Annotated in this window: 22 protein-coding genes and 1 riboswitch; of the genes, 11 read left to right on the forward strand and 11 right to left on the reverse strand. The window is 58.8% G+C overall.

Annotated elements, in window-relative coordinates; genetic code table 11:
* Positions 1 to 120 precede the first annotated feature (120 nt).
* The 3 genes from ACF8MC_RS01730 to cspE all read left to right on the forward strand — a co-directional run bounded on the left by ACF8MC_RS01730 (position 121) and on the right by cspE (position 2205).
* A complete protein-coding gene (locus tag ACF8MC_RS01730; protein WP_164104824.1) occupies positions 121 to 1155 on the forward strand; it encodes an MBL fold metallo-hydrolase in 1035 nt (344 codons plus the stop codon).
* 682 nt (positions 1156 to 1837) lie between these two features.
* Positions 1838 to 1954, forward strand: a complete 117-nt coding sequence (locus tag ACF8MC_RS01735) for a DUF2627 domain-containing protein (RefSeq protein WP_002211058.1) — start codon at positions 1838 to 1840, stop codon at positions 1952 to 1954.
* 41 nt (positions 1955 to 1995) lie between these two features.
* Positions 1996 to 2205 (forward strand): transcription antiterminator/RNA stability regulator CspE, encoded by a 210-nt coding sequence (gene cspE, locus ACF8MC_RS01740; protein ID WP_002221949.1) that lies wholly within the window; start codon positions 1996 to 1998, stop codon positions 2203 to 2205.
* 52 nt (positions 2206 to 2257) lie between these two features.
* Here cspE and pgeF read toward each other — a convergent pair whose 3' ends face one another.
* Positions 2258 to 2974, reverse strand: a complete 717-nt coding sequence (pgeF, locus tag ACF8MC_RS01745) for a peptidoglycan editing factor PgeF (protein ID WP_033634893.1) — start codon at positions 2972 to 2974, stop codon at positions 2258 to 2260.
* Positions 2975 to 3135: 161 nt separating this feature from the next.
* On the opposite strand from pgeF, the gene rlmA reads away from it, so the two are divergent.
* On the forward strand, positions 3136 to 3954 hold the full coding sequence (gene rlmA, locus ACF8MC_RS01750) for a 23S rRNA (guanine(745)-N(1))-methyltransferase (RefSeq protein WP_164104823.1): 819 nt from the start codon (positions 3136 to 3138) through the stop codon (positions 3952 to 3954).
* Positions 3955 to 4020: 66 nt separating this feature from the next.
* Here the strand turns inward: rlmA and mntP are convergent, their stop codons facing one another.
* The 5 genes from mntP to manX form a co-directional block, all read right to left on the reverse strand.
* Positions 4021 to 4590 carry a manganese efflux pump MntP gene (gene mntP, locus ACF8MC_RS01755; RefSeq protein ID WP_033647683.1) on the reverse strand — a complete coding sequence of 190 codons (570 nt, stop codon included), beginning with the start codon at positions 4588 to 4590 and terminating at the stop codon, positions 4021 to 4023.
* 7 nt (positions 4591 to 4597) lie between these two features.
* Positions 4598 to 4785: riboswitch (yybP-ykoY riboswitch) on the reverse strand.
* 218 nt (positions 4786 to 5003) lie between these two features.
* On the reverse strand, positions 5004 to 5462 hold the full coding sequence (locus tag ACF8MC_RS01760; protein WP_033647681.1) for a DUF986 family protein: 459 nt from the start codon (positions 5460 to 5462) through the stop codon (positions 5004 to 5006).
* A 54-nt stretch (positions 5463 to 5516) separates the two neighbouring features.
* The gene (locus ACF8MC_RS01765; protein ID WP_033634889.1) at positions 5517 to 6359 is read right to left on the reverse strand and encodes a PTS mannose transporter subunit IID; all 843 of its coding nucleotides are present in this window, start codon (positions 6357 to 6359) and stop codon (positions 5517 to 5519) included.
* Positions 6360 to 6374: 15 nt separating this feature from the next.
* Positions 6375 to 7175, reverse strand: coding sequence for a PTS mannose/fructose/sorbose transporter subunit IIC (locus ACF8MC_RS01770; RefSeq protein ID WP_033634888.1), 801 nt, complete (start codon positions 7173 to 7175; stop codon positions 6375 to 6377).
* A gap of 56 nt (positions 7176 to 7231) precedes the next feature.
* Complete coding sequence (gene manX / locus ACF8MC_RS01775) at positions 7232 to 8191, reverse strand: PTS mannose transporter subunit IIAB (protein ID WP_033654424.1); 960 nt, start codon at positions 8189 to 8191, stop codon at positions 7232 to 7234.
* A 563-nt stretch (positions 8192 to 8754) separates the two neighbouring features.
* On the opposite strand from manX, the gene ACF8MC_RS01780 reads away from it, so the two are divergent.
* Positions 8755 to 10299, forward strand: a complete 1545-nt coding sequence (locus ACF8MC_RS01780) for a TerC family protein (protein WP_164104822.1) — start codon at positions 8755 to 8757, stop codon at positions 10297 to 10299.
* Between the two features lie 16 nt (positions 10300 to 10315).
* Here the strand turns inward: ACF8MC_RS01780 and ACF8MC_RS01785 are convergent, their stop codons facing one another.
* The 4 genes from ACF8MC_RS01785 to pabB all read right to left on the reverse strand — a co-directional run bounded on the left by ACF8MC_RS01785 (position 10316) and on the right by pabB (position 15929).
* A complete protein-coding gene (locus ACF8MC_RS01785; protein ID WP_164104821.1) occupies positions 10316 to 11902 on the reverse strand; it encodes an EAL domain-containing protein in 1587 nt (528 codons plus the stop codon).
* Positions 11903 to 12169: 267 nt separating this feature from the next.
* Positions 12170 to 13534, reverse strand: coding sequence for an L-serine ammonia-lyase (sdaA, locus tag ACF8MC_RS01790; protein ID WP_033634884.1), 1365 nt, complete (start codon positions 13532 to 13534; stop codon positions 12170 to 12172).
* A 446-nt stretch (positions 13535 to 13980) separates the two neighbouring features.
* Positions 13981 to 14559 carry a CoA pyrophosphatase gene (locus ACF8MC_RS01795; RefSeq protein WP_033654422.1) on the reverse strand — a complete coding sequence of 193 codons (579 nt, stop codon included), beginning with the start codon at positions 14557 to 14559 and terminating at the stop codon, positions 13981 to 13983.
* A complete protein-coding gene (gene pabB, locus ACF8MC_RS01800; RefSeq protein ID WP_164104820.1) occupies positions 14556 to 15929 on the reverse strand; it encodes an aminodeoxychorismate synthase component 1 in 1374 nt (457 codons plus the stop codon). Before pabB ends, ACF8MC_RS01795 begins: the two co-directional genes overlap by 4 nt.
* Positions 15930 to 16449: 520 nt before the next feature.
* Between pabB and ACF8MC_RS01805 the strand changes: the two genes are divergently transcribed.
* Together ACF8MC_RS01805 and ACF8MC_RS01810 are read left to right on the forward strand one after the other, a co-directional pair.
* Positions 16450 to 17451, forward strand: coding sequence for a glycosyltransferase (locus ACF8MC_RS01805; protein WP_049211961.1), 1002 nt, complete (start codon positions 16450 to 16452; stop codon positions 17449 to 17451).
* Positions 17452 to 17521: 70 nt separating this feature from the next.
* Positions 17522 to 17767, forward strand: a complete 246-nt coding sequence (locus ACF8MC_RS01810) for a YoaH family protein (protein WP_033634881.1) — start codon at positions 17522 to 17524, stop codon at positions 17765 to 17767.
* Positions 17768 to 17801: 34 nt separating this feature from the next.
* Here ACF8MC_RS01810 and purT read toward each other — a convergent pair whose 3' ends face one another.
* Entirely contained in the window at positions 17802 to 18980 is a 1179-nt protein-coding gene (gene purT / locus ACF8MC_RS01815; RefSeq protein WP_164104819.1) for a formate-dependent phosphoribosylglycinamide formyltransferase, read from the reverse strand.
* 246 nt (positions 18981 to 19226) lie between these two features.
* Here purT and cspC point away from each other — a divergent pair, with 246 nt between their 5' ends.
* From cspC to yqfB, 4 genes are all read left to right on the forward strand, one after another.
* Entirely contained in the window at positions 19227 to 19436 is a 210-nt protein-coding gene (gene cspC / locus ACF8MC_RS01820; protein WP_004927572.1) for a cold shock-like protein CspC, read from the forward strand.
* Positions 19437 to 19583: 147 nt separating this feature from the next.
* Complete coding sequence (dbpA, locus tag ACF8MC_RS01825; protein ID WP_164104818.1) at positions 19584 to 20966, forward strand: ATP-dependent RNA helicase DbpA; 1383 nt, start codon at positions 19584 to 19586, stop codon at positions 20964 to 20966.
* Between the two features lie 88 nt (positions 20967 to 21054).
* On the forward strand, positions 21055 to 21378 hold the full coding sequence (locus ACF8MC_RS01830; protein ID WP_033654419.1) for a YebG family protein: 324 nt from the start codon (positions 21055 to 21057) through the stop codon (positions 21376 to 21378).
* A gap of 39 nt (positions 21379 to 21417) precedes the next feature.
* Positions 21418 to 21726, forward strand: a complete 309-nt coding sequence (gene yqfB / locus ACF8MC_RS01835) for a N(4)-acetylcytidine aminohydrolase (protein ID WP_004927562.1) — start codon at positions 21418 to 21420, stop codon at positions 21724 to 21726.
* Positions 21727 to 21735 lie beyond the last annotated feature (9 nt).

Consider the following 21735-nt stretch of genomic DNA (forward strand, 5'->3'; position numbering starts at 1 on the left):
ACAGCATACGGCAAAAGGTCCCGAGATGCAGCGCACGGCTGACAAAGTGCGAGCTTCATCGGGTTTGTTACACTGAAAGTCATGCCCGTGCAGGGCGCAGTGGTCGGGAGAAAAGGCAGGATGAAGAGAATCAACCGTTATTACGACGCGGCCAAGGCGCATCACACGCCGGAGGGATTTCGCAACCCGGAACCTTCGCAGCGCCAGGAAGGCGACCTGCAGCGTTGGCAGGATGAACGCAAGCGGCAGGGGCTGCCCAGGCCGCCGCAGCAGGGCTACGCGCAATTTACCGAGCGTTGGTGGCAACCCGCCGATCTCAGCGGCGGCGATGACAGCATCTGGTGGCTTGGGCATGCGTCAATGCTGCTGCGGCTGGGCGGGCGCTATATCCTGATCGACCCGGTGTTGTCCGAACGCGCATCGCCGCTGAGCTTCTACGGCCCGAAGCGCAGAACGCCGACGCCGCTGACGGTGGGGCAACTGCCGGCGGTGGATGCGGTGCTGATCTCCCATAATCATTATGATCATCTCGACAGGCGCACGGTGCGGCAGCTGGCGCGGCGCTTTCCACAGGCCGAGTTTATCGTGCCGCTCGGATTGAAGCGCTGGTTTCGCCGCTATCGGCTGAAGGTGCATGAACTGGACTGGTGGCAGAGCCTGTCGCTGGGCGAACTGACGGTCTACGCCACGCCGGCGCGGCATTGGAGCATGCGCACGCTGTGGGATCGCAATCGTTCGTTGTGGTGCGGCTGGGTGATCCACCATCCGGCGCTGCGGTTTTATTTTTCCGGCGACAGCGGCTATTCGGAACGGCTGGCGGAGATCGGTCAACGGCTGGGGCCGTTCGACGTGGCGGCGCTGCCGATTGGCGCCTATGCGCCGCGCTGGTTCATGCAGGAGCAGCATATGGATCCGCAGCAGTCGGTGACGTTGTATCGCGAGCTGAATCAGCCGCGCGCCATTCCCATCCATTGGGGGGTATTCGAATTGGCGGACGAATCGCTCGACGAGCCGCCGCAGCAGTTGAACCTGGCGCTGAGCGAGGCGGGGCTGGATCAGCATCAATTCCACCCGTTGAAGATTGGCGAGCGCATCGCGTTGCAGGGCTCGCAGCAAGCGTTCTCTCTTCGCCCTGCGGTACCGGGGAAAGAATAAGATCAACGGTTTGAAAGCGTGGCGGTAATTAGCAGAATCGATAAGCACGGGTGGTGATTCAAATAACCACCCGATCTTCAAGATTTAATTCCATGCCACACTTTCGCTATTCATAAGATTATTCCGGTTATTCAGACTCGTGGCTTTCGGATTATTTAGGATGAAACAACCGGCCAGCGGGAGAGGCGTCTGGAGGTTGCATGCTTATGCAACCGTTGCCCGCGGTACCCGCTTCACTTGCGCCTTCCGACGCGATGGGGTTCTCACCCTGTGGCGGCAGGGTTGAAGACCGACGATGAATGCGCTTTCCGGCGCTAAAGGGTCGGAGCAGCATTGAATAAATTGGCCCCCGTTCATCGATATTCAAATGTTGCATATGACATTCCATAAAGATTCAAATTTTTTAACGCTATAAGCGGCAAAAAAGCGAAAGTGCCGAGAGGGAGAGGCGTCAAAACGATGAAAGTTTTGTTAAAACGCTATCAGAATGCGGGGTCTGGCGCAGTGATTTTGGCAAGCAGAAAATAGCCGATGCTTCAACATCTTTTGGGCTATTTAAGCAAATGCGGCGCTCGACCGTTTCAAATATGTGCGACATGTCGTTCAGTGATTAAAAATGGCTTGCCATCGCATACAGAGTATGTGATAACGCATCTGGGTAAAACGAGGTACAGTTCTGTATATGTGTGGCATTTTCAGTAAAGAAGTTCTGAGTAAAGACGTTAGCGTTGAATACCGCTTCTCTGCCGATCCTTATCTTAGTGCCTCAAGCAGTAACGACTCTAGTTTGTCTATGTAACGCCCACGGGCGGTTTAAACAATCCAAAGGAAATACTCAAGATGGCAAAGATCAAAGGTCAAGTTAAGTGGTTCAACGAGTCTAAAGGTTTCGGTTTCATCACCCCGGCTGACGGCAGCAAAGACGTGTTCGTACACTTCTCTGCAATCCAGGGTAACGGCTTCAAAACCCTGGCTGAAGGCCAGAACGTTGAGTTCGAAATCCAAGATGGCCAGAAAGGCCCATCTGCAGTAAACGTTACTGCTATCTAATCAGCGTCAGCTGTACAAAAAGCCCGCCTCCGCGCGGGCTTTTTCGTTTCCGTCATCCGGCGGCGATGATGATGCCGGCATACTGGTTGCGGCCTTTGATCCCCGGATGCGTCGGATCCTGCGCGCGCCGGTGGCTGTTGCGGCGATAGCTGGTGTACTTGAAGCGCTGCGGCCGCTGCGGGTCGACGTCGGGCGTGCAGATGGTGCAACTGCCGGCGCGGTCAACGGCGGCGAAGCCCAGCGCCGCCAGCTTGTGTTCGGCAATCGCAGCCAAATCCAGATGCCGGTAATGCGGGCTGATCAGCGTGGCGGGCAGCGGCAGGCGCTGTTTAAAATTCTCCACCAGCGCTTCGTCGACTTCGTAGCAGCACGCGCCGGCGGCGGGGCCGATAGAGACCACCCAGTCGGCGGTGTCGCCGTCCTGGCGAATGCGCGCTGCCATCTGTTCCAGAATGCCGTCCAGCAACCCGCGCCAGCCGGCATGAACCGCGGCGATGGCGCCGCCGTCGCGGCGGCTGAACAGCACCGGCAGACAGTCCGCCGTCAGCACGCCGAGCAGAATGCCGGGCTGGCGGGTGTAGAAGCCGTCGGCTTCACCGCACGCCTGCGCCGGTTGCAGCACCTCGACGATACGGGTGCCGTGCACCTGCTTCTTTTCCGGCAGCGTGGCGCTGTAGGGCAGCAGATGCCCCGGCAGCAGCGCGAGTTTGCTGCCGAAGCCGTGCTGAATGTGGGGCACCGCATCGAGCAGCGCGGAACGATCGCTCATAAGTTATTTTCACCTGCGTGAGAAAACAGACTCACAGTGTAGCCAGCTTTTTCCCCGCTTGACCAGGCGTTGTTGGCGGCGAAAGCGAGCGGGGATGCGCCTTGCATCGAGCCGACGCCTTCTTTAGACTAGCCGCGCCCTGTCTTTCTGGAAGCCCATTCATGTCCTATCAATGCCCTCTGTGTCATCAACCGCTGCATTTTTCATCGCAACGCTGGCGTTGCGACGGCAATCATCAGTTCGATCAAGCCAAAGAAGGCTACGTCAATCTGCTGCCGGTACAGCACAAGCGATCGAAGCAGCCGGGAGACAGCGCGGAAATGATGCAGGCGCGGCGCGCGTTTCTCGACGGCGGTTTTTATCAGCCGCTGCAGCAGCAGGTGGCAGAGTGGCTGGATTTGGCGCTGGCGGCCGATGCAGGCGCGTTATTGGATATAGGCTGTGGGGAAGGGTATTACACCGCCGCCGTGGCCGCACGGCTGGCGCAGCAGCGCAATATGGCGGTTTATGGGCTGGACGTCGCCAAGGTGGCGATCCGCTACGCTGCCAAGCGTTATCCCGCGGTCTCGTTCTGCGTCGCCTCCAGCCATCGCCTGCCGTTCGCCGACGGGGCGCTGGATGCGGTGTTGCGCATCTATGCGCCCTGCAAGGCGGCGGAGCTGGCGCGAGTGGTGAAGCCGGGCGGCGTGGTGGTGACGGTTTCGCCGGGCCCGCGTCATCTGTACCAGCTGAAAGAGCAGGTGTACCAGCAGGCGCAGCTGCATGCCGAACAGGACGAACAGTTCGACGGTTTCGAGTGCGAGCGTAAAGAGGCGCTGGCCTATACGATGGCCCTGCCGGGTGCACAGGCCGCCAACCTGCTGCAGATGACGCCGTTCGCCTGGCGCGCTACGCCGGAGGTGCAGCAGCGGCTGGCGCACGGCGGCGAGTTTGAGTGCGAAACGGATTTCGTGCTGGCGTTGTACCGGCGCCGCACTTAACAGGCGCAGTGAGCCCAGAAACAAAAAAACCTGCCGCGGCAGGTTTTTTTTTGTAGCGCGAGCGCCTCAGGCCAGGTAGCCGAGATGCTCCAGCAGAATGTTGACGCCGATACCGATCAGCACCACGCCGCCGAGGATCTCGGCGCGTTTGCCCAGCAGCGGGCCGATAAAGCGGCCGATCATCATGCCCAGCGTCGCCATGATCATGGTGGCGCAACCGATGGCCATGGCGGTGTGCACGATATTGACCTGCAGGAAGGCCAGGCCGACGCCGATAGCCATGGCGTCGAGGCTGGTGGCGATAGCGGTAGCCACCAAGATCCAGAAACCGTGGCGTTTGACCTTCTCTTCTTCATCGGGCTTGTTGCGCACCCCTTCGACAATCATGCGCATGCCGAGAATGAACAGCAGCGAGAAGGCGACCCAGTGATCCCATTCCATGATGTATTGGCTGGCGAACAGGCCGATGGCCCAACCGATGAGCGGGGTGATCGCTTCGACCACGCCGAAGATCAGGCCGGTGCGGATCGCTTCGCGGAAACGGGGTTGATGCAGGCTGGCGCCTTTGCCGATCGAAGCGGCGAAAGCATCCATGGACATGCCGAAAGCGAGAATGAGTGTTGCTGAAAGGTTCATGTGAAATAGCCTCGGCCGGGTGGCTCCATATACACGTAACCCACCCCCAACCAAACGACGGAGTTACGTGTCTATGGTCTCGCCAACCTTACCTGGCTGCCCGCACCACGTTTCATACGGCGAAACGAGTATGTTGATACGGGCGTTTCTGGCGTTTTATTCTCCAGAAACCGGCTACTCCCCAATGACGGCGCAACCATACCATATTATTTCCGTCACCGACAACTTTATTCTGGCGTGATGTTCGCGCTTAATTGAGACTCGTTTTCATTAATCTAATTTCATGCGGGAATATAATGTAGACGTGGGTAACAATGTTGCGGAAATAATAGTCAGAGTGAAAGTGACGCAGCCCATTAATTACCCACGGGCTGCGCAAGGTTTGAGCGGTAACAAAGCGGTTATTTATTTATCTATTGATTATCAACGAAAAATTGATAAATCTTCTCCAGGTCGTCCAGGTGTGTCACCTGAACCAACAGCCGGCGCTGTTCCAGGTCGATGGCCAGAATACCGTCCTCCGATAAATTCATGGCTTTAATGCGGTTATATTCAACAAACACATTGGCGAAGAAAAAACCCTGCGCTTTAAACACCATCTTTGGAGCGCGAATATAAGAAACATAGATAGCGAGCAGCGCCAAGGAAATAAGCAGGTAGGTGGTTAATACCGCACCATTGTCGGTGACATTGCGGTAAATCAGAATGGCGATCAGGCCGACGAAAATCAGGCTGTCGAGGCGGTGGCGGCGTTTGAGCAGCACCTTGAGGCGCGTTTTGCCTTTCAGCAGATCCATGCCGAATTCGTCATACAGCGAGTACAGCAACAGCAGGGTAATAAACAGCATCAGTACGGCGTCGGTCAGTGACATCTCTTGCTCCACACATAAAAAAGCCGGGGGTTGCCCCCCGGCCGTTTCGAACGATTACAGGCCCAGCAGGCCAATCCAATAGCCAAAGATACCGATGACGAAGAAGCCGATGATGATCCACAGCGCGTTGACTTTCTTGCGCAGCAGCCACATACAGGCGAAGGTCAGCAGCAACGGCACCAGGCCCGGCATCAATTGGTCGAGGATGGTCTGCACCGTGGTCACGTTGGTATGCCCGGTCTGGTCGGTGATCTTGGACACCACCAGCGGGATATTCACGTGCGTCCACTTGTTGACCAGCGCCCCCATGACAAACAGGCCGAGAATGGACGCCCCTTCCGTCAGTTTCTGCAGGAAGCCGCCGCCCATGTCGTTGACGATATCCACCCCTTTACGGTAACCGTAGGCCACGCCGTAGTAGCGGGTCAGCAGGCGCACCAGGTTGAACAGCACGAAGAACAGGATTGGCCCGAGCAGGCTGCCGCTCATGGCGATGCCCGCGCCGAGCGCGGCGAACACCGGCCGCACGGTGCCCCAGAAGATCGGGTCACCGACGCCCGCCAATGGCCCCATCAGACCGACCTTGATGCCGTTGATCGCGCCGTCGTCGATCGGCGCGCCGTTCGCGCGTTGCTCTTCCATCGCCATGGTTACGCCGAGCACCGGCGCCGCCACGTAAGGGTGGGTGTTGAAGAACTCGAGGTGGCGCTTGATCGCCTGTTTGCGATCGTCATTGTTTTCCGGATACAGGCGACGGATCACCGGCACCATCGAGAAGCAAAAACCCAGCGCCTGCATGCGTTCGAAGTTCCACGAACCCTGGAACAGGTTCGAGCGCAGGAATACGCCGCGAATATCGGCCGGCGTGAGTTTCTTTTGAGCAGTTGTATCAACCATTTCTCTCACCTATTCCTAGTCGAGTTCGTTATCGAGATCGTTCGCGTTAGCCGGGCCGGCCTGGACAACCTGAGACTTGTTGTATTTCGGGCTAAGCTGGATGTACAGCACGGCCATCACCACGCCGATGACGCCGAGCGCCACCAGGTTGAAGTTGGTGAAGGCGGCGGTCACGAAACCCAGGTAGAAGAACGGCATCAGGTAGCCGGCGCGCATCATGTTAATCACCATCGCGTAACCGACCACCACGATCATGCCGCCGGCGATGTTCAGGCCGCTGGTGACCACTTCCGGGATCGAGTTGAGCAGGGCGTGTACCCCGGCGGTGCCGACCGAGATGGCGACGATGACCGCCGGGATGGCGATACGCATCGCCTGCAGCAGCAGGGCGCCGATGTGGATCCAGGTGATGGCCCGCAGGCTGCCGCGCTCCGCCGCGCTGTCCGCCGCGTGCTGGAAGGCCACGGTGAGGGTGCGCACGATGATGGTCAACACCTGGCCGGCCGCCGCCAGCGGAATGGCCAGGGCGATACCGGCGCCGACGCTTTGCCCGCCGGCGATGACCAGAATGGTCGAGATGATGGACGCCAGGGCGGCATCCGGCGCGACCGCCGCACCGATGTTCATCCAGCCCAGGGCGATCATTTCCAGCGTACCGCCGATAATGATGCCGGTTTTCATATCGCCGAGAATGAAGCCGATCAGGGTACAGGCGACCAGCGGACGGTGGAACTGAAACTCGTCGAGGACGGAACCCATCCCGGCGATACAGGCAACGATAAATATCAGCACAATCTGAAGAGTGGTGATCTCCATTGCACTTCTCCTATGACCAAAAAAGCTCTGAGTAAAATAATCAGCGGCTGGCGCCACTAATTGAGTTTGTTAATCAGGTCCATCATTTTTAGCCGGCTGTCGGACGAGACCTTGCGCACCTCCAGCTCGATACCGCGATCGTTCAGTTTCTTAAACGCTTCGATATCTTTTTCATCGACGGAAACGGCGTTGTTCACCTGGGTTTTCCCCTGACGGAACGCCATGCCGCCGATATTGACGGATTGAATATCCACGCCGCCCTCCACCAGACGCAAGACGTCGGTCGGGTTGGTAAACAACAGCATCACGCGGTCGTTGGCGTATTTCGGGTTGTTCCAGACGCGGATGGCCTTCGCCACGTCCACCACGTGAGCGGTGACGCCCGGCGGGGCGACCTGGGTCAGCAGGGTTTTGCGCACATGGTCGGCGGCGACTTCATCGCTGACGACGATAATGCGGCTGACGTTGGTCTCTTTGGTCCAGCGGGTAGCGACCTGGCCGTGAATCAAGCGGTCATCGATGCGCGCCAGGCCGATTTTCATGTGGTCATTCGGCCCCAGCGGCGCCTGAGGGGCAGCGGCTTTGGCGACGGGTGCTGCGGGTTTTGCGGGTTCTTCCTGCGGTTTTTTCAGCGCTTTCACGCCTTCGCGGCCGGTTTCCAACGCCAGCGCCACCAGTTCATCGAAGGCGGGGTTGTCGTCCCGCGCCATGAAGGTTTCCACCAGCATCGGAATGTTGACCCCGGTGACGACCTCATAGTTTTCCTTGTCGACCGCAATGCGGCTGGCGGCGTTGAACGGGCTGCCGCCCCAGGTATCCACCAGGAACAGCACGCCGCCGCTGGTATCCAACCCACTGATTTTCTCGTTGTACTTGACGATTAACGTCTCGGCATTCTCACCGGGAACGAAGTCTATAAAGGCGACGTTGTCCTGCTCGCCCAATAGCATCTCCGCCGTTTTCAGCAGTTGTTCCGCTGCAGCCCCGTGTGTGCCGATGATAATAGCTATTGCCACTCGCTACCTCCTCGTTGAACTCTAGGCGCGGTTTGTGTCGTTTCTCCGCGCCGTCTTGGCAGTCACTTCCGCGGTTCAGATACATTATGGTAGAAAAAAAGAAACGCACGCCTAACATTTCTCACGCAGTTTCAAATGCCTGTGCGCAATACTTCACGAACGCGACATTTATTTTAGTGAGTGAAAAAATATTTTTTGTGACGCTGCTCCGCTATTGAATGCTCGGAGAAATCTTAGCTGTCGCAGATGACATGACGGGGGCGTCACCCTAAACCGCCGTTGAAAAAGCCGCTTTGTCCCCCAGAAAAATCCTGATACAGTAATTCCTTCTTTCATTACTAAGGAGTGAAGGGCCTCAGCCCTCCCTATGGACTGTCACCGAAGTTACTGTTTTCCCAGGTTTCACCCGCCACCCGCTGGCGTTGCATATGCTGTTCGGCCCTTCGGCCATCTCCCGGCAATCCCATCCCGTCACCTTGCTATTGTCGACTGCACCCATGCAGCGGCGGCATCGTCACGTCTGAGCGGCGTGCGCTCATTCCCACTTTTCTCTGGAGTCTGATATGGAATTTTTAATGGACCCCTCTATTTGGGCGGGGTTGCTGACGCTGGTGGTGCTGGAAATCGTGCTGGGCATCGACAACCTGGTGTTCATCGCCATTTTGGCCGACAAGCTGCCGCCGAAGCAGCGCGACAAGGCGCGCATTATCGGCCTGTCGCTGGCATTGCTGATGCGTTTGGGCCTGCTGTCGGTGATCTCCTGGATGGTAACCCTGACCACGCCGCTGTTCAGCGTCGGCGATTTCAGCTTCTCCGGCCGCGATTTGATCCTGCTGTTCGGCGGGGTATTCCTGCTGTTCAAGGCCACCATGGAGCTGCATGAACGGCTGGAAGGGCAGACGCATCAAGACGGCGCTAACCGCGGTTACGCCAAGTTCTGGGCGGTGGTGGTGCAAATCGTGATCCTCGACGCGGTATTTTCGCTCGACGCGGTGATTACCGCCGTGGGCATGGTGAACGATCTGCCGGTGATGATGGCGGCGGTGGTGATCGCGATGGCGGTGATGCTGTTGGCGTCGAAGCCGTTGACCAACTTCGTCAACGCGCACCCGACCATCGTGGTGCTGTGCCTGAGCTTCCTGTTGATGATCGGCCTGAGCCTGATCGCCGAAGGCTTCGGTTTGCACATTCCTAAAGGCTACCTGTATGCCGCTATCGGCTTCTCGATTCTGATTGAATTGTTCAACCAGATCGCGCGTCGCAACTTTATCAAGCATCAAGCGCGTCGTCCGATGCGCGAGCGCACCGCGGAAGCGATCATGCGCCTGATGGGGCAGCAGCGTGCGCAGCAGACGGACGATGCGGTCGCCTTGCCGCGGGATGAAACCTTTGCGGCGGAAGAGCGCTATATGATTAGCGGCGTGTTGACGCTGGCCTCGCGTTCATTGCGCAGCGTGATGACGCCGCGCACCGACATTTCCTGGGTCGACTGCGAGCGCTCCCGCGAGGAGGTGCGCGCACAGCTGCTGGATACGCCACACAGCCTGTTCCCGGTGTGCCGCGACTCGGTGGATGAGATCGTCGGCGTGGTACGCGCCAAGGATCTGCTGGTGGCGCTGGAGCAAGGGGAAGATATCGCCGAGTTCGCCGCCCGCACGCCGCCGATCGTGGTGCCGGAAACCATGGACGTCATCAAGCTGCTGGCGGTGCTGCGCCGCGCCAAAGGGCGGCTGGTGGTGGTCACCAACGAGTTCGGCGTGGTGCAGGGGCTGGTGACGCCGCTGGACGTGCTGGAAGCGATTGCCGGTGAATTCCCGGACGAGGACGAAACGCCGGACATCGTGGCGGAAGGTGACAGCTGGCTGGTGAAGGGCGGAACCGATCTGCACTCGCTGGAACAGGCGCTGGCCTGCGATGACCTGGTCAGCCCCACCGCCGACTACGCCACCCTGGCGGGGCTGCTGTTGGCTCACTACGGGCAGATGCCGGTGGCGGGAGATAGCATTGAGCTGAACCACCTGCGGTTCGATATCGTTGAGGTGTCCGAATACCGTATCGAACTGGTGCGCGTTACCCGCGTCGTCCTGGACGAGACGGCGCACGCGTAACCCTCCCGCCGGGGGCTCAGGCCTCCGGCGGATCCTCTTCCGCTTTCCTGACGCGCGATTCGTACTGCTGCAACCACAGCGGGAAAACGTGGATCGGCATCGGCTTGGCGAAATAATATCCCTGCAGGGCATTGACCTCGCGTGAGCGCAGATAGTCGGCCTGTTCCTCCGTTTCCACCCCCTCTGCCACCAGTTTCAGCTTCAGGCGCTGCGCCAGCGTAATGATGGTGTCGGTCACCGTGGCGTTGACCGCGTCGGTGCCGATGGCGGCGGTAAACCCGCGATCGATCTTCAAGACGTCCGGGCTGAGGCTCTTCAGGTAGCTCAGCGAGCTGTGGCCGGTGCCGAAATCGTCGATGGCCAGCATGATCCCCATGTCTTTCAGCGTGCGAATCTGGTCATACTGAATTGCCGACAGCGCGGTGCGTTCGGTCAGCTCCAGCATCAATGAGGGCATCGGGTGCGCCGGCAGCCAAATCTGGCGAATATCGTCGATGATATTGAGCGTTTTAAAATGCTCGGCGGCGACGTTGATGCTGATGTAGAACGACGGCCGGGGCGGGAACAGCTGCAGATTTTCCGTCACGGTGCTCATCAGGTAGCGGGTGAGCGGAATGATCAGCTCATGCTGCTCGGCCAGCGGAATAAACACGTCGGGCGAGATCCACCCTTGCCGTTTCTTTTTCCAACGCAGCAGCATCTCGACGCCGGCGCAGCGCCCGGTATCGCTGTGGATGATCGGCTGGCAGTAGACACGGAACTCGCGATGGGTGATGGCATGGCCGATGTGATAAGACAGGCTCATGCGGTTGGCGGTGAGCAGATAGACCACATAGGCGGCCAACAGGCTGATCAGCAGCGCCAGCGGAATATGGCGCGGCAGGGCGGAAAGCGCCAGCATGCCGATCTGCGGGCCGAACAGCGAAATCGAGAACGGATACAGCGCGGAGCCAGCGGTGTAGCGCAGATCGTTGGTCAGGGTATCGCGGCTCAGGATTTCGCGGCGGCCGTATTCCAGGCTGCTGTCGGCCACGTTCAGCACCACGCGCTGAACGTAAGGCTCCTGCGGCTCGAGTAAAAAGTTGGACAGCAGTTCGATATTAAACACGTGCAGCACGCCGCTGGTTTTATCGCGGGGAGATGGCGTCCACAGCACCAGCGTAGGCAGACCTTTGCTCACCGCCAGCGAGGGGCGCAGCGCCAGCCTGGCGTCGCTGTTGACGAAAGTAGGCATCACCGCGGCCAGCTGATAATGACGGGCGCCAAACAGGCTGGAGCAATAAATAATGCCGTTCTTCACCAGCAACATGGCGCGCAGCGCCTGATTTTGCGCGGCGCGAAAGCGCAGGGTAGATGACACGTTCTCGCAGGGCTGGTTCAGCATGTCCATGCTGCGTTCCGCCTGCAGCTGCGCCGGCGTCAGCAACTGGTTGAGTTTGCCGACGGTGCGGGTGGCCAACGTGTGTTGGCTCAACTCGATGCTTTTGACCTCTTGATAGTAACGGGTATACAGCGATACCAACAGAATAGCCGCGCCCACCGCTCCGGCCAGCAGCCAACGGTAGTAACGATATCGGGACGCGGCGAGGTGGGTCATCAACATCCGGTAAATCCTTGTTCGGTAATCCAGCTCCGAGTCACAGTCAGGCGATTGATCCTTAAGTTGCGCTCGGCTAATTCTAGCCTGAGGTTATACAAGATTGATGGTAACTCAGTAAATTATTTCAGTTTGGTAAAACAGAAGGCCAATTTGCAGGCTAACCGCCGGATCGATGAGAAAAATGCAGGATTTTTTCTGGTGACATTGTCACTAAAACGTTCAATGAATTGATTACCCATAAAAAACCCCGCCGGGCGGCGGGGTTATCTGTCAGTCGCATTGCACCTTGATTGCCAGGCCGCCGCGTGACGTTTCGCGGTACTTGGCGTTCATGTCTTTGCCGGTTTCGTACATGGTCTCGATCACCTTATCCAGCGAAACGCGCGGCTCGCTGGTGCGGCGCAGGGCCATGCGGGCGGCGTTGATCGCCTTGACCGAGGCGATGGCGTTGCGCTCGATGCACGGCACCTGCACCTGGCCGGCGACCGGGTCACAGGTCAACCCCAGGTTGTGTTCCATGCCGATCTCCGCCGCCACGCACACCTGTTCAGGGCTGCCGCCCAGCAGTTCGGCCAGGCCGGCCGCCGCCATGGAGCAGGCTACGCCGACTTCACCCTGGCAGCCGACTTCGGCGCCGGAAATGGAGGCGTTCATCTTGTACAACGCGCCGATGGCGCCCGCCGCCATAAAGTAGCGGATGTAGATATCCGGGCTGACGGACTCGATGAAGTGATCGTAGTAAGCCAGTACCGCAGGCACGATGCCGCAGGCGCCGTTGGTCGGCGCGGTGACCACGCGGCCGCCGGCGGCGTTTTCTTCGTTAACCGCCAGCGCGAACATGTTGACCCAGTCGATCACGTTCATCGGATCGCTGGACAGTTTGTCCGACGCCACCAGCATGCGGCGCAGCGCGGAGGCACGGCGCGGCACGCGCAGCGGCCCCGGCAGCACGCCTTCGGTGTTCAGACCGCGATCGATACAGGCGCGCATGGTTTGCCAGACGTTGCCGAAGTAGGTCTCGATCTCTTGCTTGCTGTGCAGCGCCAGTTCGTTCTGCATCACCATGCCGGACAGCGACAGCCCGGTCTCGCGGCAGTGATCGAGCATTTCGCGCGCGGAGTTGAACGGATAGGGCATTTGCAGCTCTTGCTCGGCGTCCTTACCGAAGTTCTCCTCGTCGACGATGAAACCGCCGCCGATAGAGTAATAGGTCTTGCTGTACACTTCTTTATCGCCGGCGAAGGCGTGGATCTGCATGCCGTTTTCATGCAGCGGCAGGTTGTCGCTGCGGAAGACCATGCCGCCGTCGCGCGGGAAATCGACTTCATGCAGGCCGTTGGCCAGCATCAGGCGTTGACGTTGTTCTACATCGCGAATAAAACCCGGAATGCTATCGATATCGACGGTGTCCGGCATGTTGCCGGCCAGGCCGAGAATGATGGCGATATCGGTATGGTGACCTTTGCCGGTCAATGAGAGTGAGCCGTAAACGTCTACGGCAACACGCGTGATAGAAGGCATCAGGCCTTTATTTACCAGATCGTCGACAAACTGTTTGCCGGCTTTCATCGGTCCAACCGTATGAGAGCTGGACGGGCCGATGCCGATCTTAAACATGTCGAAAACGCTAATCACGCTAAAACTCCTTAAAGAGACGTATTGTTATGGCTGCGGCGGTTAAAAACCGCGCAGGGAACAGCGATATTGTAAAAGGGCCGTGCGGGTTCGGCTGCCTTTTTCGCATGAAATTAAATAATCCGTGGTGTCGCTTTTTTTCCTGATTACCCGGGGCGAACCCTTAAGCGGGGTATCCGCTTTCGCCCAAGCTCCATTAGCGGTAATCGCGCCAGCCTTCCGTGCTGAACGCCGCCGGCTTAATCCCTGTTTCTACAGTGGTTTATCTCGGACGGTGGTATTTTACAGGTATTTCGTAAGGTTTAAGAGAGGGTTTACAGTTTTTTTAAAACCATTCAACCGGAACGGTAGTTGAAAAAGCGATCAAATGAAGTGATTTCGATCGCTTTACCTGCAGCTGACGCCGACGGCCATGCCAGATTGCGAGTCAGATCACGCAATGCGGGCTAAATACTGACCTGCTGCGCCAGGCGGCGAATGATGGCGGCGGTCAGCCCCCAGATAAACTGGCTGTGATACCAGGAGAGATAAATGCGGTGCGTGCGGCCGGCGCGATGAATATCCAGCGGGTAGTAACGCGACAGGGTCAGCGCTTCCCGCAGGGGCATCTCGAACACGTCCGCCACTTCGCCCTCGTTGGCGCGGAACTGCACGTCCGGCGGGATCAGGCCGACGATAGGCGTGACCTGAAATCCGGTGCTGCTGTCGAGCGGCGCCATTTGGCCGAGGACGGTCACCGCGTGCGGCGGTATCGCCACTTCTTCCTGAGCTTCCCGCAGCGCCGTGACGATCGCCGATCCGTCTTCGGCGTCGGTCTTGCCGCCGGGGAAGGCCACCTGGCCGGCATGTTTGCGCAGCGAGTCGGCGCGGCGGGTCAACAGCAGCGTCGGCTCGGCGCGGCAGACGATCGGGATAAGCACCGCCGCCGGGCGCACATTGTGCGAGATCTGCGCCGCCTGCGGCAGCTGCAGCTGAAAACGGCTGATAAAGGCGTGCAGCGAGGCCGGTGAGTTCGATGGGATCACGACGGGGCATACTCCCCAAGCTGCGGCAGAATACGGCCAACCTTGTCGAAGGTCTCCTGGTATTCCGCCTGCTCCTGGCTGTCCGCCACGATGCCGCCGCCGGCGGAGCAGTGGATGCGGCCGTTTTCGGTGACGAGCGTGCGGATGGTGATGTTGGTGTCCATGGTGCCGCAGGCGCTCAGGTAACCGATGCTGCCGCAATAGGCGTTGCGCCGCTGCGGCTCCAGCTCTTCGATGATTTCCATCGCGCGCACCTTGGGCGCGCCGGTGATCGAACCGCCGGGGAAGCAGGCGCGCAGCAGCTCGGTGGCCGAGGCCTGCTCCGGCAGGGTGGCGGTAATGGTGCTCACCAGGTGGTGCACGGCGGGGAACGGCTCCACGACGAACAGTTCCGGCACCCGTACGCTGCCGGGCTGGGCGACGCGGCCGATATCGTTGCGCAGCAGATCGACGATCATCAGATTTTCAGCGCGATCCTTGGGCGAATCGGCCAATCGGCGCGCCTGTGCGGCGTCCTGTTCCGCGTCCGCCAGCCGCGGCAGCGTGCCCTTGATCGGGCGGGTTTGGATGCGCTGCTGCGCCAGCCACAGGAAGCGCTCGGGAGAGACGCTCAGCACGCTGTTGTGCGGCAGCCGCAGGAAAGCGGAGAACGGCGCGCGGTTGCAGGCGCTCAGTCGGCAAAACGCCTGCCATTCATCCCCCTGATAGTCGGCGGAGAACCGCTGCGCCAGATTAATCTGGTAACAGTCGCCGCTGCGCAGGTAGTGTTGAATACGTTGGAACTTCTCGCCGTATTGCCGGCGGCTCATATTGGCACGCCAGCCGCTCAGCAGCGTGAAGGGGCGCTCCGTCGGCGCGGTTTGGCTAGTGAGCCAGCGCCAGCGCTGCTCCACATCGCCATAGCTGAGCAGCGTCAGAGTTTGCAATTGGTGGTCGGCAATCAATGCCCAGTCATAAATGCCCACCGCCATGTCCGGCAGAGCGAGGTCGGCTTCAGCCAACTGCGGCAAGGTTTCCACCCGGCGTCCGAGATCATAACCGAACAGCCCCAGGGCGCCGCCCTGAAACGGCAGATCCGGGTTAAACGCCGGCTGCCAGCCTTGCGCCGCCAGCTGCTGGTGCAGCAGGGAGAACGGATCCTCCTGAGACTCAATGGTGACGCTGTCACTTTCGATTGTCGTGCCGTCGCCCTGGGTGGTGAGCGTAACGCGCGGCTGTGCGACCAGGATATCGAAGCGGTTATGCGAATGGTCGGCGAAGCCAGAATGCAGCAGCATCGCCCAGGGCTGTGCTGAAAGCGGGGCGAAAAGCGTCATCAGGACACTGCGGCTGTAGGACAACGATTTTATGTTTGGGGCGGTTACGCTCATGAACGTCAATAAACCTGGCTGTGAGGGCGGCGATATCTGGCGGCTAGTGTGCCATAGACGGTCACGTCATGCATGTTTTGCCATACGCGGCATGCAGCACAGTTCACATAAACGGCAGTTCAATAAACCTGAAATAAGGCATTTTTTGCGCCATTGATTATACTTCGATATGTTAAAAATTTAACGTCAAATGCACTGGAAGCCTATTTGCCGCGGGCGCAAGGCCCGAAAAATATAAAAAAAGATTCGTTAATTTCATAAATTTATTATTTCTGCTTGTTATTAGATGCGGAGCGGCGTGGTTTTGCCTGATTTTAGCCAGCGTCGCCGCCCTTTGGAATTAATGGGTTAATTACTTAGCGCTTTCTGACGCTGCTTTGAATAAAGAAAAGCAGGTTCGGTTCCATTAGCCGCTGCGGGAATTTGCAGGCGTCACGCTATTTCAGCGTGCGCTGAACCCTATGCGTCTTTTAGAAAAGTAAAATTATTATTTTGTTACATTATCCTTGAAGAGCTGCCTATGTCGTTAATGCTGAGCGTGATCGTCCCGATGCACAATGCGGGGGAATTATTGGAGCCTTTCCTGGCCTCGCTGCTGGCCCAGCGTGAGCAGCGGTTGGAGGTGATCATCGTTAACGATGGTTCCACCGACGGTTCGGGGGAGATCGCACACCGTTACGCGGCGGCGCATCCGCATATTCGTGTGATCGATCAAGCCAATGCCGGTGTTTCTAACGCGCGCAATGCCGGGCTCGCCGTTGCCCGAGGCAAATATGTGGCGTTTCCCGATGCCGACGATGTGCTGGCGCCGGATATGTATTCCACGCTGCTGGAACAGGCGGAACAACACCAATTAGACGTGATGCAATGCAATGGCGAACGCTATTTCACCAGCCAGGATGAATTGCAGCCGATTTTTCCCGAGGCGCGTTTGCGCACCACCGACGTTATCACCGGCGTACAGTGGTTTGAACGTGCGCTGAAATCGCGAAAGTTTATTCACGTTGTATGGCTGGCAATATATCGTCTCGACTTTATTCGCCAGCATCGCCTTTATTTCGAGCCGGGATTGCATCACCAGGATATTCCCTGGACAACGGAAGTCATGTTTAATGCCAAACGGGTCAAATATTTAAGCACGCCGCTGTACCGTCAACGGGTGCACGACAAATCGATCAGCAACCGCCGTCGCACCGGTCAGGCGAACGTGGATTATCAACGCCACTATATGAAAATCGTCGAGATGCTGGAGCGGCTCAACCGGCGCTATGCCGGCACTGTCGCCATTCGCCCGGCTTTCCATTGGCAAATCACCCGCGAAGCGCTGGGCATTTGCCACAGCATTCGTCGTGAGCCGGATCCGGCTGCCCAGAGTCAGATCACCGAAGAGTTCTATCAGCGCGGCATCGACAGAGCGATGTTCGCCAATGCGCGCGGTCTGAAACAGGGGTGGCATGTCATGCTGTGGCTGCATCGGCTGAAGCAGTGGCGCAGCGATAACGGCTGCTCGCAACCGGCCTGAGCCACAAGACGTTGGGATCCGCCGCGTTAGCGCGTATACTCCTTCTCCCTTTTGCCGGAGAAAACGACACATGCATGCAGGTATGCCATTACTGAGTCACGCGGAGCAGCAGGAAGCGGCGGATCGCATCCATCAACTGATGGAGCAGGGCATGAGCAGCGGTGAAGCCATTGCTCGCGTTGCGCAGGAAATTCGCGAGAAGCATCAGGGCGCTCAGGTTGCGGTACTGTTCGATGACGATGATGAAGACGAGCAGCATGAGGCCGCCCCGGAGGCGTCGCGGAATGACGATGCTGAAGAAGACGAAGACTATTGACGTTATCGGGGCCGCGCAAGCGGCCCCGTGAGTATCAGCCGTTGACCGCCACGGCTGCGGCGGCTTGTTTCGCTTGCTCCACCGCCTGTTCCGTCGTGTCCGCCGTCGCCAGCGCCACGCCCAGGCGACGCTGCCCGGCGATCTCCGGTTTGCCGAACAGGCGCAGCTGGCTGTGCCCGCGCAGCGCGTTTTCCAGGCCGCCGAAGCGCACATCGCTGCTGGTCAGCTGGGGCAGGATCACCGCCGAAGCGGAAGGGCCGAACTGGCGGATGGCGCCAATCGGCAACCCGAGAAATGCGCGAACGTGCAGGGCGAACTCGGACAGATCCTGTGAGATCAACGTGACCATGCCGGTATCGTGCGGCCGCGGAGACACCTCGCTGAAGATCACGTCGTCACCACAGACGAACAGCTCCACGCCGAACAGGCCGAAACCGCCCAGGGCCTTCACCACCTTCTCCGCGATAGCCTGAGCGCGGCTCAACGCCGCAGCTGACATGCGCTGCGGCTGCCAGGATTCGCGATAGTCCCCATCCTCCTGACGATGGCCGATCGGCGCGCAGAAATGTACGCCGTCCACGGCGCTGATGGTCAACAACGTAATTTCAAAATCAAATCTTACCAGCCCTTCGACGATCACCCGGCCGCCGCCGGCGCGGCCGCCCTGTTGGGCGTAATCCCAGGCGCTTTGCAGTTGCTCAGGCGTGCGGATCAGGCTTTGTCCTTTGCCGGAAGAACTCATCACCGGTTTGACGATGCACGGGTAGCCGATGTGCTCGACCGCCTGCCGGAAAGTCGCCTCGCTGTCGGCAAAGCGGTAGCTGGAGGTGGGCAGGCCAAGCTCTTCCGCCGCCAGGCGGCGGATGCCTTCACGGTTCATGGTCAGGCGCGTGGCTTCGGCGCAGGGCACCACGCGGTGGCCCTGGCGTTCAAGCTCGACCAGCATGGCGGTGGCGATCGCTTCGATTTCGGGAACGATATAGTCCGGCCGCTCTTGTTCGATAACGGCTTTCAGCGCGTCACCGTCCAGCATATTGATGACGTGGCTGCGGTGCGCCACGTGCATGGCGGGGGCGTCGGGATAGCGATCGACGGCGATCACTTCCAGGCCGAGGCGCTGGCATTCAATGGCGACTTCTTTACCCAGCTCCCCGGAGCCGAGCAACATAACGCGGGTGGCGGAAGGGCGCAGGGCGGTTCCAATCGTTAACATAGTTTCGTACCTGGATCGGTGAAAGTAAGCGGATTGATGATCGGCGGGCAGTATATACGAAAACGATTGCGTGCGCAGCCGCTGCGCCAAGTTTGTTGCTAACTTACTGTTTTTATAACAAGCAGAAATATTTGCCCTGCATGGGCGATTATGCGTTAATAACCGACGACGAAAGAAGACCCACATATCGCATGGTTTTCGCGTCTCGTGCCGTCAAGGCAGGTTTATCAAGTAAAGGAAACACAAATGAGCAAGATCACTGGTCACGTTAAATGGTTCAACGAAAGCAAAGGTTTCGGCTTCATCACGCCTGCCGACGGTTCTAAAGACGTTTTCGTTCATTTTTCCGCTATCGTTAGCGATGGTTTCAAGACTCTGGCTGAAGGCCAGCAGGTTGAGTTCTCCATCCAGGACAGCCAACGTGGCCCTGCCGCAGCCAACGTCGTCGCCATTTAACGACGGAGCCGCCAAGAAACCCGCCGCCGGCGGGTTTTTTTATGCCCGCTGCCCGTAACGCCGCCCATCTCTGTTATCATTTGCCGCTGATTCGGCGCCAACCTGCGGGCGCGCCGCCATTCCATTCGTCATATAAGAGTTATCGCCGTGAGCACAGTTTCTTTTTCTTCCCTGCCGCTGCCAGCCGAACAGTTGGCCAACCTCAACGAACTGGGGTACGCCAAAATGACGCCGGTGCAGGCCGCCGCGTTGCCCGCCATTCTGCAAGGGCGGGACGTGCGCGCCAAGGCGAAAACCGGCAGCGGCAAAACGGCGGCGTTCGGCATTGGTCTGCTGAATAATATCGTCGTCGCTCAGGTCGCCACGCAGGCGCTGGTGCTCTGTCCCACCCGCGAATTGGCCGATCAGGTGAGCAAAGAGCTGCGTCGCCTGGCGCGTTTCACGCAAAACATCAAAATCCTGACGCTGTGCGGTGGCCAACCGATGGGGCCGCAGCTCGATTCGCTGGTGCACGCGCCGCACATCGTGGTGGGGACGCCGGGGCGCATTCAGGAGCACCTGCGCAAGAAAACGCTGCTGCTGGACGAACTGAAGGTGCTGGTGCTGGATGAGGCCGACCGCATGCTGGACATGGGCTTCGCCGACGATATCGACGATGTGATCAGCTACACGCCGCCGCAGCGTCAGACGCTGCTGTTTTCCGCCACCTATCCGGCGGGTATCGAACGCATCAGCGAACGCGTTCAGCGCCAGCCGCTGAGCGTCGAAGTGGACGATGACGAAGCGCAGACCGCCATCGAACAACGCTTCTATGAGACCACGCGCGATCAGCGCCCGGCGCTGCTGGTGTCGGCCATTCGTTATCATCAACCCGCGTCCTGCGTGGTGTTCTGCAATACCAAACGCGATTGTCAGACGGTGCTTGAGGCTTTGGAGGCCCGCGGCATCAGCGCATTGGCGCTGCATGGCGATCTGGAGCAGCGCGATCGCGACCAGGTGTTGGTGCGCTTCGCCAACCGCAGTTGCCGGGTGCTGGTGGCGACCGACGTCGCCGCTCGCGGGCTGGACATCAAAGAGCTGGAGCTGGTGGTTAACTACGAACTGGCGTTCGATCCCGAAGTGCACGTGCACCGTATTGGCCGTACCGGCCGTGCCGGCATGAGCGGGCTGGCGATCAGCCTGTGCACGCCGCAGGAAATGGCGCGGGCGCATGCGATTGAAGACTACCTGCAGATGGCCGTCGATTGGGCGCCGGTGTCCGAGCTGAGCGGGGCCGCCAGCGGTTCGCTGGAGGCGGAGATGGTGACGCTGTGCATCGACGGCGGCCGCAAGGCGAAGATCCGCCCCGGCGATATCCTCGGCGCGCTGACCGGCGATGCCGGGCTGACGGCGGCGGAAGTGGGCAAGATCGACATGTTCCCGGTGCATGCCTACGTCGCGATCCGTAAAGCCAGCGCACGCAAGGCGCTGCAACAGCTGCAACAGGGCAAAATCAAAGGCAAGAGCTGCAAGGTGCGGCTGCTGAAATAAGCCGAAGGCGGGCGGCGGTTTGCCTTCCCGCCGCCATCCATTTGTACTGTATTTATTTACAGTTGTTTGAGTATTTGAGGACGCACGCATGGCGGTTGAAGTTAAATATGTGGTGGTGAGAAACGGTGAGGAAAAAATGACTTTCGCGAGCAAGAAAGAAGCCGACGCCTACGACAAAATGCTGGATTTGGCGGATAACCTCGGAGAGTGGTTGCAACAGGCGCCGCTGAAGCTGGACGACGAACAGCGCGAAGGGCTGAGCTTCTTCCTGGCGGAGAATAAGGATGCGCTGGGGCTGATCCTGCGCGGCGCATCACCGGCGGAAACCGGCAAGAAACCGACGGAAGCGAAAGCGAAAAAAACGGTCTCTAACTCAAAAGAGGGATCTGCGTCAGAAAAGCAAGCGGCATAATGGCTTATGTTGCGGTGTTGTGATGAAAAAGGATCTAAAATGAGCCGTGAAATAACTTTCTTCAGCCGCTTTGAGCAAGACATTCTGGCCGGGCGCAAAACCATCACCATTCGGGATGCCAGTGAGTCGCACTTCGAACCGGGCGAGGTATTGCGCGTAAGCCGCAATGAAGACGGCGTATTTTTCTGCTTTATCGAAGTGCTGTCGGTAACGCCGGTGCGCCTGGATGCGCTGACCGAACGCCATGCACAGCAGGAGAACATGTCGCTCGGCGAACTGAAGCAGGTGATCAAGGAAATCTATCCGGGCCTGGATGCGCTGTTTGTCATCGAGTTCGTCAAACGGTAACCCTTTGCC

Origin of the sequence: Serratia sp. LACPHL-BACT-2024-00286, from assembly GCF_043109535.1 — a bacterium.
Taxonomy (GTDB): domain Bacteria; phylum Pseudomonadota; class Gammaproteobacteria; order Enterobacterales; family Enterobacteriaceae; genus Serratia; species Serratia sarumanii.

Coding starts and splice junctions, on each gene's coding strand:
- yqfB (WP_004927562.1), top strand. CDS start 21,418: ATGAGCCGTGAAATAACTTTCTTCAGCCGCTTTGAGCAAGACATTCTG.
- pgeF (WP_033634893.1), bottom strand. CDS start 2,974: ATGAGCGATCGTTCCGCGCTGCTCGATGCGGTGCCCCACATTCAGCAC.
- ACF8MC_RS01805 (WP_049211961.1), top strand. CDS start 16,450: ATGTCGTTAATGCTGAGCGTGATCGTCCCGATGCACAATGCGGGGGAA.
- ACF8MC_RS01785 (WP_164104821.1), bottom strand. CDS start 11,902: ATGTTGATGACCCACCTCGCCGCGTCCCGATATCGTTACTACCGTTGG.
- ACF8MC_RS01780 (WP_164104822.1), top strand. CDS start 8,755: ATGGAATTTTTAATGGACCCCTCTATTTGGGCGGGGTTGCTGACGCTG.
- ACF8MC_RS01760 (WP_033647681.1), bottom strand. CDS start 5,462: ATGTCACTGACCGACGCCGTACTGATGCTGTTTATTACCCTGCTGTTG.
- ACF8MC_RS01770 (WP_033634888.1), bottom strand. CDS start 7,175: ATGGAGATCACCACTCTTCAGATTGTGCTGATATTTATCGTTGCCTGT.
- ACF8MC_RS01810 (WP_033634881.1), top strand. CDS start 17,522: ATGCATGCAGGTATGCCATTACTGAGTCACGCGGAGCAGCAGGAAGCG.
- rlmA (WP_164104823.1), top strand. CDS start 3,136: ATGTCCTATCAATGCCCTCTGTGTCATCAACCGCTGCATTTTTCATCG.
- ACF8MC_RS01735 (WP_002211058.1), top strand. CDS start 1,838: ATGTGTGGCATTTTCAGTAAAGAAGTTCTGAGTAAAGACGTTAGCGTT.
- purT (WP_164104819.1), bottom strand. CDS start 18,980: ATGTTAACGATTGGAACCGCCCTGCGCCCTTCCGCCACCCGCGTTATG.
- ACF8MC_RS01765 (WP_033634889.1), bottom strand. CDS start 6,359: ATGGTTGATACAACTGCTCAAAAGAAACTCACGCCGGCCGATATTCGC.
- mntP (WP_033647683.1), bottom strand. CDS start 4,590: ATGAACCTTTCAGCAACACTCATTCTCGCTTTCGGCATGTCCATGGAT.
- ACF8MC_RS01730 (WP_164104824.1), top strand. CDS start 121: ATGAAGAGAATCAACCGTTATTACGACGCGGCCAAGGCGCATCACACG.
- ACF8MC_RS01830 (WP_033654419.1), top strand. CDS start 21,055: ATGGCGGTTGAAGTTAAATATGTGGTGGTGAGAAACGGTGAGGAAAAA.
- pabB (WP_164104820.1), bottom strand. CDS start 15,929: ATGAGCGTAACCGCCCCAAACATAAAATCGTTGTCCTACAGCCGCAGT.
- cspC (WP_004927572.1), top strand. CDS start 19,227: ATGAGCAAGATCACTGGTCACGTTAAATGGTTCAACGAAAGCAAAGGT.
- cspE (WP_002221949.1), top strand. CDS start 1,996: ATGGCAAAGATCAAAGGTCAAGTTAAGTGGTTCAACGAGTCTAAAGGT.